This window comes from Halomonas kalidii (assembly GCF_030010475.1).
GTDB lineage: Bacteria > Pseudomonadota > Gammaproteobacteria > Pseudomonadales > Halomonadaceae > Halomonas > Halomonas heilongjiangensis.
Window position 1 is genome coordinate 22,919 of sequence record NZ_JASCQN010000040.1, and the last position, 14,401, is coordinate 37,319.

General features: G+C 60.5%; 15 protein-coding genes and 1 pseudogene. 2 read left to right on the top strand and 14 right to left on the bottom strand.

Annotated features, from left to right (window positions below; translation table 11 throughout):
- Positions 1-541 precede the first annotated feature (541 nt).
- The 10 genes from QLQ85_RS11075 to QLQ85_RS11120 all read right to left on the bottom strand — a co-directional run bounded on the left by QLQ85_RS11075 (position 542) and on the right by QLQ85_RS11120 (position 8,364).
- Complete coding sequence (locus tag QLQ85_RS11075) at positions 542-1,009, bottom strand: DUF1801 domain-containing protein (protein ID WP_282739038.1); 468 nt, start codon at positions 1,007-1,009, stop codon at positions 542-544.
- 12 nt (positions 1,010-1,021) lie between these two features.
- Positions 1,022-1,324, bottom strand: coding sequence for a type II toxin-antitoxin system RelE/ParE family toxin (locus tag QLQ85_RS11080; protein ID WP_282739039.1), 303 nt, complete (start codon positions 1,322-1,324; stop codon positions 1,022-1,024).
- Positions 1,312-1,569 (bottom strand): type II toxin-antitoxin system Phd/YefM family antitoxin, encoded by a 258-nt coding sequence (locus tag QLQ85_RS11085; RefSeq protein ID WP_282739040.1) that lies wholly within the window; start codon positions 1,567-1,569, stop codon positions 1,312-1,314. Before QLQ85_RS11085 ends, QLQ85_RS11080 begins: the two co-directional genes overlap by 13 nt.
- A 157-nt stretch (positions 1,570-1,726) precedes the next feature.
- Positions 1,727-2,383, bottom strand: coding sequence for a dihydrofolate reductase family protein (locus tag QLQ85_RS11090; RefSeq protein WP_282739041.1), 657 nt, complete (start codon positions 2,381-2,383; stop codon positions 1,727-1,729).
- A gap of 94 nt (positions 2,384-2,477) precedes the next feature.
- A complete protein-coding gene (locus tag QLQ85_RS11095; RefSeq protein WP_282739042.1) occupies positions 2,478-3,092 on the bottom strand; it encodes a LysE family translocator in 615 nt (204 codons plus the stop codon).
- A 153-nt stretch (positions 3,093-3,245) separates the two neighbouring features.
- Complete coding sequence (locus QLQ85_RS11100; protein WP_282739043.1) at positions 3,246-3,884, bottom strand: glutathione S-transferase family protein; 639 nt, start codon at positions 3,882-3,884, stop codon at positions 3,246-3,248.
- A gap of 56 nt (positions 3,885-3,940) precedes the next feature.
- A complete protein-coding gene (locus tag QLQ85_RS11105) occupies positions 3,941-4,567 on the bottom strand; it encodes a dihydrofolate reductase family protein (RefSeq protein WP_282739044.1) in 627 nt (208 codons plus the stop codon).
- 203 nt (positions 4,568-4,770) lie between these two features.
- A complete protein-coding gene (locus QLQ85_RS11110) occupies positions 4,771-5,115 on the bottom strand; it encodes a VOC family protein (protein ID WP_282739045.1) in 345 nt (114 codons plus the stop codon).
- Positions 5,116-5,410: 295 nt separating this feature from the next.
- Positions 5,411-6,523, bottom strand: a complete 1,113-nt coding sequence (locus QLQ85_RS11115; protein WP_282739046.1) for an NAD(P)/FAD-dependent oxidoreductase — start codon at positions 6,521-6,523, stop codon at positions 5,411-5,413.
- Positions 6,523-8,364 (bottom strand): LodA/GoxA family CTQ-dependent oxidase, encoded by a 1,842-nt coding sequence (locus QLQ85_RS11120; RefSeq protein ID WP_282739047.1) that lies wholly within the window; start codon positions 8,362-8,364, stop codon positions 6,523-6,525. The genes QLQ85_RS11115 and QLQ85_RS11120 overlap by 1 nt, the downstream gene beginning before the upstream one ends.
- Before the next feature lie 283 nt (positions 8,365-8,647).
- On the opposite strand from QLQ85_RS11120, the pseudogene QLQ85_RS11125 reads away from it, so the two are divergent.
- Positions 8,648-8,773: pseudogene (locus QLQ85_RS11125) on the top strand (IS630-like element ISHsp2 family transposase); the annotation flags it as partial.
- Positions 8,774-8,824: 51 nt separating this feature from the next.
- On the opposite strand, the gene QLQ85_RS11130 reads toward QLQ85_RS11125, so the two are convergent.
- Positions 8,825-9,697: a YncE family protein gene (locus QLQ85_RS11130; RefSeq protein WP_282739293.1), complete on the bottom strand. Its 873-nt coding sequence runs from the start codon at positions 9,695-9,697 to the stop codon at positions 8,825-8,827.
- A gap of 1,265 nt (positions 9,698-10,962) precedes the next feature.
- Between QLQ85_RS11130 and QLQ85_RS11135 the strand changes: the two genes are divergently transcribed.
- The gene (locus QLQ85_RS11135) at positions 10,963-11,703 is read left to right on the top strand and encodes a dienelactone hydrolase family protein (protein ID WP_282739048.1); all 741 of its coding nucleotides are present in this window, start codon (positions 10,963-10,965) and stop codon (positions 11,701-11,703) included.
- Between the two features lie 240 nt (positions 11,704-11,943).
- Here the strand turns inward: QLQ85_RS11135 and QLQ85_RS11140 are convergent, their stop codons facing one another.
- The 3 genes from QLQ85_RS11140 to QLQ85_RS11150 all read right to left on the bottom strand — a co-directional run bounded on the left by QLQ85_RS11140 (position 11,944) and on the right by QLQ85_RS11150 (position 14,045).
- Complete coding sequence (locus tag QLQ85_RS11140; protein WP_102628833.1) at positions 11,944-12,285, bottom strand: YciI family protein; 342 nt, start codon at positions 12,283-12,285, stop codon at positions 11,944-11,946.
- Positions 12,286-12,581: 296 nt separating this feature from the next.
- Positions 12,582-13,136 carry a GNAT family N-acetyltransferase gene (locus QLQ85_RS11145; RefSeq protein ID WP_282739049.1) on the bottom strand — a complete coding sequence of 185 codons (555 nt, stop codon included), beginning with the start codon at positions 13,134-13,136 and terminating at the stop codon, positions 12,582-12,584.
- 75 nt (positions 13,137-13,211) lie between these two features.
- Positions 13,212-14,045, bottom strand: coding sequence for a hypothetical protein (locus QLQ85_RS11150; protein ID WP_282739050.1), 834 nt, complete (start codon positions 14,043-14,045; stop codon positions 13,212-13,214).
- Between the last annotated feature and the right edge of the window lie 356 nt (positions 14,046-14,401).

Genomic DNA, 14,401 nt, shown 5'->3' on the forward strand with positions numbered 1-14,401 from the left:
TTTTTTCGTACTGCGTATCAGTTTGAGTCATGCGATATTGCGCAAGCGTAACCAACTGACTTCGAGACATAACCTGCCTCACGGCTACCGGTATAGACTTTAAACAACTGGAGCAAAACATCGACGGCGGAACCTGCACACTGGACCGAATTTCCGTTTCTGATCGAAAACGGCCATCTCCGTTTCGGCTCCGAAATCCCCTCGATGCCCCATAACGGCAATATTATATAATGGGCCATCACCTGTAGCGCGCAGTACCAGCATCTGCATCGCCATGTTAGATGGTAGCTTCGTTCCTTTCGCGAGGATTTGTCGCGAACACACAGAATTTCTCACCTACGTCCACCACGTGCGCGTCGACGAACCCTGCCAGCCCTGCGACGGCATCGGGCCAGACTTGCATCGAATTGATTGCCAGAGCCTTGTCGAAGGTAGCGCTCTCGTACGGCATTTGCCGTCTTGAAGGAGATGAGATGAGCCATACGGATACGCCTGATGCCAAACTAAACGGCGCGCTTCAGCGCGCCCTTGCTGGAGTGCCTTAGAATAGCTTGTCACCAGGCAACTCCGAAGCCTGCCTGATCCACTTCACCATGAGCTCCTCGTCAATCTGGTCGTCTTCGTAGATATGCAAGTAGCGTGTATTCTGGACTTTGGACTCGATGGGTGGGAGTGGTTGCAGTGACGTTCCGTTGAGGAATGTCACCTTGACGTACTTCGTGAAGCAATGAAAGGCCAGGAACCAGCCATGGCCCTCGATGCCATAAAAGGGGGTGTTCCACCTCACGGCTTTGCGCACGTTGGGCGCGGTGCGATCGATAAGCGCGTCGAGGCGGCGACCCACGTCGCTTTTCCAGCCCGGCATGGCGTCGATGTAGGCTTGAACGGGGGCATCGCCATCGGCCTTCACGATCTGAGGATTACCGCCTGACAGGAGAACAGGCTCCGTGCTGGATACTCTCGTAGACGGGGACGTCTTCGCGCCGGCTGGTTTAGGTTTTTTCGGCATGCCTCCTCCTTGTTAGCTGGTCTCCAACATGAAAGCACGTAGCTGCCGCTCCTCTCTCATGACGTAGAGTATAAGCACCAGATCCTCATCTTCCCGGAAAAAAATGCGGCAAGGCGGCATCACCACTTCTCTGTATATGGAATTGGGAAGCTCGGGAGGAACGCGCCCGGATTGGGGAAAGTCTTCCAGTCGATCCGTTGTGTCGAAAACCTGCTCGACCAGGTGGCTAGCGGCAACTGGATTATCCAGAGCTATGTACTCGGCAATAGAATCCAGTTCTTGAAGAGCCGGCTCCGTCCAGACTACTTCAGCCATTTACGCATCTTCTCCCTGGCCTCTGTCTGGCTGTACATCCTTCCTTCGAGCACAGCCCGCTCTCCCCGTGAGAGGCCTTCCAGCAACTCGAGCCGGCGCTGCATGAATTCATAGTCCTGAACATCGACGAGATACGCCGATGGCTGACCATGCTCCGTAATCAACACCGGTTCTTTCGACGAGTGTAGGTCTGCCAGGATTTTGGTAGCCTGCCGCTTGAGGTTTGTAACAAGCTCAACTTTCATGGATACGACCCTGAACCAATTCATCAGTGATACTATAGTATCACTTTTCGTCCGGCGCAATCTCAGCCAACGCCCCGCTTCTGTCGCGGCCCTGACGCCGCGAAGCGGCGGCAGGGACGTCGGCTGGAAGCGAAGGTTGGGCGCCGCAGATCCTGCATCAGTGGCGTGCTGAGTCCGAATCGAAGATCACAGTCTCCTGGCCGACCTCCACCTCGCCGTAACTGAGATCGCCGACGCGCTCGTAGATGTGCAGGACGGCACCGGTCGTGGACTGCTGAGTTTCGGTAAGGCGGAAGCTACGCGGGATCGTGCCTTCGCCGAAAAGCTGCTTGCCGGTGCCGAGCACCACCGGAAAGAACCAAATGCGTAGCGTATCGACAAGATCGTGCTTGAGCAGCGTCTGGAGGAGATGGGCGCTGCCGTGGACCTGAATCTCGCCGCCTTCCTGTGCTTTGAGCCTCATGACCTCTTCGGCAACGTCGCCCTTAAGCAGATGCGAGTTGTTCCAGGCGAGCTTGTCGAGCGTCCGTGACGCGACGAACTTCGGCCGAGTATTGAGCGCCGTGGCAATCTCATCGGCCGGATCGGTGGACTTGGGCCAGGAATCCGCGAAAATTTCGTACGTCTTGCGGCCGAGCAGAAAGACGTCAGCGCGCTTGGTCCACTCGGTCATGATTTGGCCGAATGTCTCATCGAAATACGGGACCAGCCAGCCGCCGTGCGGGAATCCACCGTCACGGTCCTCGTCAGGGCCGCCTGGCGCCTGCATGACGCCATCCAGAGTCACGAACGTGCCCACAACCAATCTTCTCATATCACGCATCTCCTTTCTTGCAAACGCCCAACGTCTGAACTCACCGGCCGGCGGGGCTTTCTTCAGCAGGTCCGGAGGAATGGTGGGTTAGCCGTTACCGCTCACTGGCTGCAAGCCGCGCGCCGAGCGCAGCGAAGGCTGACGCGAAGCCATAGCGTAGCGCGCTCTGCACTCGGGCGGATTCGATAACGAACTGACGAAACCCGTACGCCAGGAAGCCGTAAATGACGAAGACGACAAAGGTCATTGCCATGAACACCAGACTCAGAACATGCAGATCAATGAGCGGCCGGGTGGAAGCAGGATCGATAAACTGAGGCAGAAACGCCAGGAAGAAGATGGTCAGCTTCGGGTTGAGGATGTTGAGCAGGAAAGCCTTCCCTATCAGCCCAATGGCTGACGTCTTCGACATGCTGCCATCGACTGAGAATGCGGAGCGATCGCGCCAAGTGGCGAAAGCCAGGTACAACAGGTAAGCGACGCCGGCGTACTTCAGGATCTGGAACGCCAGGGCGCTGGTGTGCATGACCGCAGCGAGACCGAGAATCGTGGCCACGAGGTGAGGAAGGATCCCCGCGGTACAGCCTAAGGCGGCAAAGATGCTTGCGCGTCGCCCACGCGTGAGGCCGGTAGAAACGGTGTAGACGACACCTGTCCCGGGAATGAGGACGACGACGAGCGAGGTAAGGAGGAATTCAAGCGTGATCATGTTGTGATCCCTGGTTGAGGATGCGACGGTCAACGCCCAGCTTCACCCGCGGCCCTGACGGTGCGAAGGGGCGCCAGCTGGAATCGATTGTTGGCCGGTACCTCGCTTCCATCGGAATGTGTGATTTGTAGCGAAAGCGGATACCGGTATTGTTCAGTCTGCCGCAGCGAAATGCGCCATCTGGTCTGCGTGTGCCTTCACGAAGGAAGGGCGCGCCGTGGCGCGCGCGACATAGTCACCACAGGCCGGGTATCCCGCCAGCCCGTCGAACCGGTCGACAAGGCGCAGCACATCCGCCATGAGGATGTCGGCGACGGAGAAGGTCCCGGCTAGCCATTCGCGCCCTGCCAACACCTTCTCCATGTGCTGAAGCCGGGCCTTGAGGAACCCGTCCAGATGCTTGCGCCCCGGCGTTTCGGCGATGTCGCCGGCAAACTTGAAGAGGGCCCAGGGCAGGCTCGCCATCTCGACCGAGTTGAGCGCCGCGAACAGCCATTCAATGACTTCGCTGCGGCTGCGCGGCTCGGCAGGCATCAGCGCGTCACTGCGCTCCCCCAGGTGGAGCAGGATCGCGCCGCTCTCGAAGATCGAGAGGTCACCATCGGTCAACCAGGGCACCTGCCCGAAGGGCTGGTGCGAGAAGTGCTCGGCGCCCCGCTCGCGAAACGGCACGCTCTTGACGCTATACGGCATACCGGCCTCTTCCAGCGCCCAGCGCACCCGTAAGTCACGCACATAGCCCCGGGGCATGTCGGGAACCCAATCGAAAGTGGTGAGGATCAGGTCGGTCATCTAGTGGCTCCTCTCGCTAGCGCCATCATCTGGCGCTTTCCCGCATGGCGGATTTCCTACCCAACTGCTTCGAACGTCCCTGTGCGTACCTCCCCGCTGCGCACGTAGCGGGTGACCAGCACGCCGCCAGGCGTGCTGGTCGTGTGCGCCAGGGTGAAGGCCGACACTTGTGCGTCGTCGCCGAACAAGCGCTTGCCGTGCCCCAGTATCACGGGATAGATCAGAAGCCGAAGCTCGTCCACCAACCCGGCCGCAAGCAGTTGGCGCACCATGTCGGCGCTGCCCCACGTCAACAGGTTGGCGCCTTCCTGCTGCTTGAGCGCGCGTATCGCGTCGGCCAGGGCGCCCTCCAGCGCATGACTGTTCTGCCAGTCAAGCATAGCGGGTCGATGCGTGGCCACGTGCTTGGGCACGCTGTTGAACAGGTCAGCGATGGCGTGGCTGGCGGAATCGGCCGGTACGCGCGGCCAGTACGACGCGAATATGTCGTAGGTGCGACGCCCCAGCAGCAACGCGAACGGCTGCGAGAACAGGTCCTGCAAGTCCTGGCCGATGGCCTCGTCGGCGTAGGGCACGATCCAGCCACCGAGGTGGAATTCGCCGCTGGGATCTTCGTCAGGCGCGCCGGGGGATTGAATCACGCCATCCAGACTGATGTGCTCGGCAACGATGAGCTTGCGCATACTCTACTCCAGGGTCGTCCGCGTGAAAGTTCTCGTACAGGGAATGCCTACGATCACTGCGACCCATCAGCTTCATTCCCTGACGGATAGTCGAACGAGACTCTGCGAAATCGACAGTGCGATGCCTGGATGACGCCTGACACCGGAGTCAAGCCGGGCCGCGAAGCGCTTTGGTGCTCCCCCATTTGTTTGGCGACCCGGGCTTAAAGTTGCCAAAGCCCATGATCATTGGATCCAAGGATATAGATCGCAAACTTTCCCTTTCCGGGAATCTCCAAGGGAGGCATGGCAATTTTCGCTCCTTCGGCCTCAACGTTTGCCACGGCCAGGTCTATGTCTTCCACAAGCCAATAGGGCCGAACTACCGGATCTTCAGTTTCCCGCAGAGGCCCCCTGACTCCGATAATTGAGCCATCGGATAACGTACAGGTTCTAGCTCCACCGAACAATTCGTCCGCCTCGCCAAAATTCACCCCGTGAGCAGCCTCATAGGCATTGCACACGGCATCCACATCAAGAGATACAATTTCCAGATAGTGAACTTTCATGTTTTTCCCCGATATTGAGTGCGCCTGGCGCCGTGGTAATCCGCCGGAACTGAGCGCAGCGTAATACCGGCCGGCTTCACCTATTTGTCAAGGCTCTCAACCCTCGACCAACACGAAGTCTGGAGCACCCGGCAATTTCTCGAATGCCGAACCAACTTCCGCATCCAAGTCAGCATTGAGTTTGAGATATTTGCCCATGATCGATGTTCCTTAACAGGGATTGGACCGCACGCTCCGTTATTGGATGAACGTGTCGGCGCGTTTCACCCCTCCCACTCGGTCCCAACGCTGCCGTTCACTGCCGCCGTTGCCAGAAGGTCGCCTGGCCGAAGCGCCTTGGCCCCTGGTAGCTGGCCTTGAGGTGCCGGAGATAACGCTGGGTGACCGCCCGCATCTCCTGTTGATAGGCGCCGAGCGATTGGTGCAGGCCGGACTCGATGGCCTTGGCCGCACTGGTTGCCGAGGCCAGGGCATGAAAGAGCCCCTGTGACGCCAGCGGGTCGAAGGCCAGCAGGGCATCCCCGATGGCCAGGAATCCCGGCCCCGCCTTCGACAGCTGTTCCACGTCCAGCAGGGAGGTGCCCGCCGGCCGGCCGCGTATCCGGGCGGGGGCCAGCCCCTCCAGCACCTCCGCCAACAGGGCATGCTCGCTGGCCCGGGCCAGAAAGGCCTCGGGGCGGCGCAACAGTCGACGACACAGCGGATCATCACCGTCCATATGATAGGCCAGCACCCGCTGCCCCTGGGGCAGGGGCACCGTATACCACCAGCCATGGGCATCCGCCTGAATGCGCATGGTGCCGTCCTGGCTCTCTGACCCCTGATCCAGAAAACCCTGGTTCAGAAAGCCCTGGTTCAGAAAAACATAGAGGCACAGCAGGGGATCATCGGCGCGGCGCCTCAACCCCAGTTGGCGCCCCAGGCGGCCGCTGCGGCCCGTGGCGTCCACCAACACCGGCGCCCGGAACGCTCCCAGTGCCGTGTCCAGCTGCCACTGGCCCTGACGGTGGCGAATATCCGCCTGCTTGCAGCCCTCCCGCAACGTCATCCCGGCATCCAGGGCCCGCCGGCGCAGCATCTGCTCGAACCCCCGCCTGTCCAGATACCAGCCGGGGCCGGCCGGGTCGCGGATGGCGTCCCGCCAGACCGGCCTGTCGCTGTCCCACACCGATACCGCGGCGCCCCGTTCCCGGTGCCCCGCGTCCTGGAAGGTCGCCAGCAGCTCGAGGCGCTGCAGCAGCACGGCGGCGGCCCCCGGCAGGGACTCCCCGATCGGCGGCGCTGTTGCCGGGCGGGCCCGGCGCTCCAGCACCAGCACCCGATGTGCCGGCCGCAGCAGGGTGCCGAGGGCCAGGCCCGCGGGCCCGGCGCCGACGATCACGACGTCGAAGGGGCGCTCACCGGCCATCAGCGGCCGCGGCGCTTGGCGATCAACAGCTCGCGCATGCCCTTGTCGGTCTCGTGCCGCTCCTGGGGCGTCATGTCGCGGCCGCCCCTGTCCTCGACCTGCATCAGCGGCGGGAAGTCGGGATCCCCGCTGGGGCCAGGCCGCACCTCCACGATCCCCATCCGGTCGAAATGGGCCACCATGTTCGCCAACTGGTTCAGGTGGCCAACGCCCAGGGTGCGGTCCCAGTCGGAGCGCTGATGGTAGGCGGCCAGGCGCTCTTCCCTCGGCAGCGAGGGGTCCATCACCTTGCCGTAGTTCTCTTCGCTCAGCACCTGGTTGGGTACCCGGGCGGGCCAGAAGGTGGGCAGGTAGGGATCGTATTCGGTGTCGTAGCCGGAGCGGCAGCTGGCGGTATCGGTTTGCCAGGGGATGGCCATCCACCGGGTGATGGAGCCGGGGATCTGGCCGTACAGGGGGCCGTTGTAGGACGTCGCCATGGCCGGGGTCAGGGTGGTGCCGTAGTCCGGCTCCGGATCCTCGGGGCTGCGGTGACGCCAGCGGTAGGGTTCCATGTACATGGTGCTGTGGCGTACCGGCCAGGTCATCTCGCACCCCGGGTGGAAGGCATCGGCGATGCAGAACTCCAGGGCCGCCCTGTCCAGCATGGCGGGCTGCTGCTGCAACGGCACCTCGTCGATGGAGCGCGGTGGTTGCCGGTGCGGATCGTAGTCCGCCACGAAGTCCCCTTCTGCCCACGTTTCCAGCAGGGCCAGCTGGGTGGTGGTCAGGGCGTTCATGGCGTCGGGGACCCTGGGCATGGGGACGTTCATGGCGTCGCCATAGATCCAGGGCCACGGCTTCATGGAGGTGTCGCCGTCCCGGGGATTGCGGAAGCCGTTGGCGACGGTACGCCTGAGCTCGGCATAGGTTGCGCCCGGCTCCGCCAATTGCGTGAGATAGCGAGGTTCCAGGAAGTGCTGGGGCATGCCATAGCCGAAGCCGGCGGCAAACCCCGCGTTCATCCATTGCAGATCGCACATGGCCTCGAGGATGGGCAGTATGTCGTCGCTGAAGGAGGGCCTGACGGGCGCCGCCAACTGGCCGGCCTGGATGGCCAGGTCCGTCATCAGTGCATACAGGGTACGCACCGCCCTCTGCTGGGGGCCGTAATTGGGCGGGGCCACCACCACCCAGGCCGGGGCCACGGCGATGGAGCGGCCATCCACCAGCACCGTGGCCGTCACCGGGCCGTCGCTGGTGTCGTCGTACCAGCCGTCGTTGTTGGCGAAGGTGGTGGGGGGCTTCTCCCCGCAGGAGGCGGAACGCCCATGGCCGCCGAAGACCTGCAGGCGGCCGACGGTGTCGGTGCGCAGTTCCCCCAGGGGCACCTCGGTGTCCATGAAGGTGCCGCCGTCGAACCGGAACTCGGGCCCCAGGCTGGAAGGGGTGTCGATGCTACGGGCGCCGGGGGTGATGGCCAGCTTGTGCCTGTCGGGCGGTGCCACCTCGGCGTTGCGACGCTTGGAAGGCGTTGCCGTCGCCGCTTCCGGGATATCCAGCGCGAGCTCGAAGTTGTACCAGGCCGCCTTGTGGTTGGCCAGCTCCACCGTCCAGGTGATCTCGGTGGCGGGATCCATGGTCAGCTCCCGCACTACCCTGCCGTTGCCGTCGTAGGCGTAGATGCGGAATTCGGCCACCTCGCGCTTCAGAGCGCCGGTGGCGTCCCGGTAGGCTCCGGGTTCCCTGGGCAGGGGCTCCGTGACCTGGGGGCCTATGTAGAAACCATCGGTTTGCCTGGAATTGCCGACCCTGGCGATGCCGATGGACGGATGGATCTTGGCGTAAGCGATCTCAGCCATCTGTTCACTCCCTTGTTGTATGGCACGACATCAAGAGGCGTAGACGCCCTGGCGCCGCACCGGTTCATGAATCCTTGAACTGAAATAGCACCGCTGGCTCAGCGGTACGTTGCTGCATACCTGGATAAGGAAAGAGAGGCACTGGTGCACTGCAGCTGGGCAAGATCAGAGTGCCATGAACGAAGCCGTTTCGACTTCTTCGCAGTCGAGCTGTTTCTCAATGACGCGGGCAAGGTCATCAGGCAAGGCATTTGAACTATCTTCAGCACCTTCGAGCGGCCCCGGAAAGTTGCTGGAGATGACTGCCTACTCGCGCAGTCGTCGACTAAACGTACTGGGTTTCCTGAGCTGCCGAGGTAGGCTGGTCTATCAGACCACCACCGAATCGGTGACGACAGAGACGGTTATGACCACTCCCGTTTCAGTGGCCGATTGTCAGATGATTGGCATCACCACACACTCAGCGCTTCCGGGCAGCGTCGGCCGACACCGCCCATACGCCGTGCGGGCCCGGCCCGACCTCAATCGTGGCGACTTTCTCGCGGGTGGCGACGTCGAAGACTACGAGGGTTCCGTGCGTGTGGTCGGCGACCGCGGCGAGCCCCCCATCAGGGGTGAAGTTGACGTGGTGGGGACTCCCCGGGATCTCGAGACGGGCCAGGACCTCGTAGGTGGCAGTGTCAATGACGATCGCCTCGCGGGTGTGATGATCGGTGACCCATACCTCGCCTCCTTCCGGCGTGAACGCGAGGTGGTGGGGCTCTTCCCCAACCGGCATGGTCTCCAGAAGCTCACCCTCCGCACTGAAGGCGTGCACGGGACCACGCCAGTCCGTCACCCAGAAACGTCCGTCGGGGCCAAACAGGATGTTGTGCGGGGACTGGCCGGTCGGGAGGTAGTTGACGACCTCATGCGCGTCGAGGTCGACGATGGCGAGCTCGCCGGTGTGGTTCAGCGTTACCCAGGCGGTCATCCCGTCGGGGGCGATCGCCGTGTCGTGTGGCTGGCCCCGGAGGGGGATGCTGGTAATGTGCTCGCCGTCAAGGGTGACAAGGTCGAGTCGCTCGGCCGTCTCGTTCGCGACGACGAACAGGTCGCCGGCCGCTTTCACGTCGTGCGGGGTGTCACCGAGCTCGACGAAGGTGAGTTCCCCGTCACGAACGAGAGCGAGCTCGGTTCCCCGGTACAACGTCCCGGCGGCAGTCCCATCCTCAGCGACAGTGACGTTATGCGGACCACCCGGCGTGTCGTACCCTTCCATCACCTCCCGCGCATCGAGGTCGACAAGAACAAACCGCTCGGCGTCCTCGACCCCGACCCAGACTAGCCGCATGCCCGGCTCAGGGGTGGGCGTTGAGGCAGGGGCCAGTTGCCAGCCCGCAAGCACCGCCGCTACGAACGAGACGAAAAGCCACCGCAGGATGCGATACCCTCCCGCAGCCGTGCCCGCCCGACGGTAGCCAACTGCTGAGCAGCTACCGTTACCGCCCCTTCTGCAGGGGCACAGGTGCGCGCCCAGGCTGATCAGCCATTCGCCTCCAGCCCTGGCCTGCGGGGTGGGGGACTCGGTGCCCGAGTCCATGTTGCCAACGATAGGAGGACGGAGGAAAAGTAAAGATGACATGGACGTTCCTGATACAGGTGAACAAGCAGGTTTCCGCCGTTTCAATGACTTGGCGGTCTCAAGTTCCAAGTGCAACGCTATTGAAGGGTGCCCGGACCAGCGACCGATTTGTTGAGCACCTCGGCATAGACTTCCCACGGTGTTCGCCAGTCCAGTGTCTTGCGCGGCCGGGACACCCTCCGGCAAAGGACTCCGCTGAGGGAAAGCCACTGGTCAGGACCGAGGCCGGTGGTGACGACGGCGGCATCGCCCCCTCGACAAGCACGAGGCACCCTTGCGAAGGCCACGCCATGCACCACCAAACAGCCTGGCAAACAGATCGGCCCGCAACCGGGCATTGCGCTGCTCCAGTGCCCGCATTTTCGGATCCGGATTGTGGAAGGCCATCGTCACCTCCGCTGTCGCGATCACACTAGGTGCATAGCATAATAGGGGCACCGCGCAAGCTTTTCATGGTTGCCTGAAAGGCAGGAACCGGCCAATACCGGAGTTTCAGCACGGCCTGATATGTCATTCCACCCTTACCAACAGTGCGGGCCTGAATGAGTACATCGTGTGATGGCAGGCATGCGGTGTCTGTCTACATCGATACCCACCAGGATGATGCCGCCGGCAAACTGCAGGTGATGGGCGGAGCCCAGGCCATCCTGACCGCCATCGCCTGCCTTGCGATAAGAGGCCACGAGTGTCCCTGCCAGGATGCGTGGGGTAAGCCCCTGATTAGGTGGAGGTACGGTGCATTCTTCGCAGGGTTCCTACGGTGGGGCTCGCTTCGTCCATGAGGCCTGCCGAGCCACTGGAGTCTACTCCTCATTGCCCCGCGGCTTTAGCTCGGCGGGCTCCAGGCGCTGCGGATGACCATCGGGGCGGAAGAGTAACGACCTCGTCAACAGGGCCTGTCTCTGGTTAGATGCGTCTTGGGCGACCTGCGTCCCTGACGACCTCCATCCCCATCGACACCCCGGAGCCCACTTATGTCTCGCGCTATCGACATTCCTGCCGCCGACGGCACCATCGACGCCCATGTCTTCACGCCCGGGAGCGCCGAAGGCCCACTGCCAGCCGTGGTGCTGTTCACCGATATCGGCGGCCTGCGCCCCTGCTATCACGAGAAGGCTCAGCAGATAGCAGACAACGGCTATGCCGTGTTGATGCCCAACGTCTACTACCGCAATGCGCGCGGCCCCGTCGTGCCGGAGGGCAAGTCCTTCCGCGATCCGGATGTGCGTCCGACGCTGTTCGAGTATGCCGGCCACCTGACGCCCGAGGCGCAATCCCGCGATTTCGTCGCCCTCCTCGACTGCATCGATAGCGAGGCCGAGTTCGCGGACGGCCAGGTAGGCGTGGTCGGTTACTGCATGACCGGCTCCTTCGCGCTGCGCATGGCGGCCGAACACCCCGACCGCGTCGCCGCCGCGGCCGGCTTTCACTCGGCCCGGCTGGCGGGCACCGACGACCCGAACAGCCCAGTCCACGTGGTCGGCAGCATCGAGGGGCGCGTCTATCTCGGCCACGCCGACCAGGATGAGCTTCTGCCCCCCGAGCAGATCGCCCGCATGGACGAGGCGCTGGCCAAGGCCGGCGTGCACTTCACCACGGAGCTCTACAAGGGTGCAGCCCACGGCTTCACGGCCAAGGACGCCCCCGCCTACGACGCGATCGCCGACGCCCTGCATCACAAGCGGCTCGCCATGCTCCTGGAAGAGACGCTGTAACGGGACCTTCCCCGCTTTTCATCAGCGGTCCCGCTGTATGGGGCCGCGATGGCGGGAGCAAAGCCCGCCTTTGACGAGGGTAAATGGGAACCTGTCCCCAATTACCCAACTTATACCTACTCTCGGCCAGGAGCAGCCCTTCAGCGAGAGATGATTAACAAGTCTTCCTCTGCCTACTTGCGGGAGGAGTCCATATATGAATTGTTAGGCCGCACTTTCTGCGCCATTTCTATGCCGCCCTCAAGACTGCGGGTCGAACCCGAAGACGCGTAGCTCTTGGTCACAACGACAGGCCTTCGCGATGCGCGCGGCCCACGCGACGGCCTCCTCGCGTGAGGGTAGTTCGAGCACAGTGAAGCCGCCGTCAAGCGGGGGCGCCCATGGGTAGCCGCCCTCGGCGACTGCTCCGTCTGCTCCGACGAGAACGGGCGGCACGCCTTCGTCGATGCCGCCGCCGAAGACGTAGACGCCGGCGGCTTTCGCCTCGTCGATCACGGCGTGCGCGTCGCGACCCACCGCCTCCCACTCGCCTTCGGGCACGACCATCGCAGCGCTGGGAAAGGAGATCAGGTACTTGGCCATGGTGCTATTTCCTTTGGAGATTGATGTCGGTCGTGGAGCGAGTGTGCGGCCTAACAGTGATTATACCGCACGCCGTCTGCGCCCTAACCTACTGAAATACCGTAATATTAAGTATAGCTCGGCAGTATAACACCGATCATCGTGCCGGCTACATAACACGAATGGATGTGCCCGCAGCATCTACCGGCAGTCCCGCTTAGGGTCGTCTGCTGTCATTTACAATCAATCAGCATGGTCTGAAATGCTCCTTACGGCCAAGAGCGGTCTTTCAGCAAGGTCTGATGTAACGCCAGCCATCACGCGCTTGTCGCGTGCATGGCATCCCATTGCTCCCAAGCTAACCGATACAGCCTCACTGGACGCCCATGGAATTCAAGGGCATCGAACTTAGCAAACCCTGCTTTCTCAGCGACCTTCAGCGATGCGACGTGCTCAGGCTCGATGATTACTACCACCGAATGGAACTGTCTATTTCCAAAAGCATAATTTAGTATCGCTTTCGCCGCTTCAGACGCTAAGCCCATATTCCAATAACGCGTGGCAAGTCGATAGCCAAGGTTGATTTCCTCGACATCAGCGACCAATTCTGGTCCAACACCGCAGAACCCTATCAGTGCAGAATCTTTTTTATCGATTAGTGCCCATGGCCCCACGCCGTGTGACTCGTAGCAGGCCAAACACCACTCAATGAACTTGCGGGTAGCGGCCTCATCACAAACGCCACAGACCGAGGATTTCATGACATCAGGATCGCTGAGAATTTCGGTCAATGCAGGAACGTCCCCGAGGGATAACAGCCGTATAACCAACCTCTCCGTTTCGCAAATTTGCACCATCGCCTCCCTTTGCATAACGCCGCGCTCTGCGGAAAATTTTTGAGCGCAGCGGAAAATTTGTCCGACAGCAGCGCTTTGTTATGCTTTGGTTTATGGAACAAGTTCATTTTCATTTGGTGTTCCTTTATTTATTACACTCTGCCGAATGAGATTCTTCAAAAGTTCAGCAGACTCCTCAACAGCTTGTGCGAGATCACCTTTGACCTTTGAACCATGCACAGCGGCGGATCGCGAGTTATAAAGTTTTTTTACTGACTCAAACTTGGCCTTACATGCATCTGCATCAACAGGATGAAGAAAACGTGCAATATAAAGGCTAATTCGAAATCGAATTTCTGAGCTTGCTCCGAACATTCCTTCTATACCCGCCCAAAGAACTGCCATCTTAATTCTTGGCATGGCGTGCCAACGATACGAAGCTAAACAGTGAACGGCAGTTTGAAATTTGTCGTTATCGAGAAGTTTCCTTGCGTTGTAAAAGTGTTCGGTAATCCACGTTACGTCATCAGCATTTAGTTTGTGTGGTGAAGTCTGAGTTAAACCATGCATATGATAATTCGTTGCTCGAAGATGACTTTTTGAGGATATTGAGCTGGCCTCTGTGTCAGACTGGAGATTGAAGCCTACTTCGGTATGGAAAATTGCGCTGAGAAGAAGTGCATCCCAAGAGGAGTTCCAAGCGATAGCTGCTAGCTCTTTGGGTGTCGGAGCAGAAATCTTCATTTGAGCTGTAATACGCGGAATGAATGCAGCTACAACAGCTATATCGTCAGGACGAGTACATGTGGATATTGAAGTTGCCAAATCAAGGTGAGAAGTGTCTGCAGCCAGTAGGTTAACATTTTCGTTAAGCTCAACATCTGTAGCAACCTCAAGGCCACTGAGCAAAATATAAGTTGTATTTCCTGTTCCTACGACTTGCATAGGCCTCCTAAAGCATAACAGTGATATTAGATAGCGTGCTCGATAACAAGGATGAACGCGCCTGCGCGTTCAACAATGTTATTGCTGCACGCAAAACCCTCTCTATCCTACTGAAAAACCGGCAAATTAAGTATAGCTTGGCTACATAACAACAATCATCACGCACGCTGCATGACACCGATGAAAAATCGTACTGCCTTTGCCGACATGGCCGCTTAGGGTCGATTGCGCCTTTTGCATGAGTGTTCCTGTTTCGGCAAATAACTATTAGTCAGCAAGGGAAAAATGCAGCCACAAGCCCCCTCCAAGATGCTATAAAAGCTCGGCTCTAGGATCGCCCACCTCCCTCGAACTCC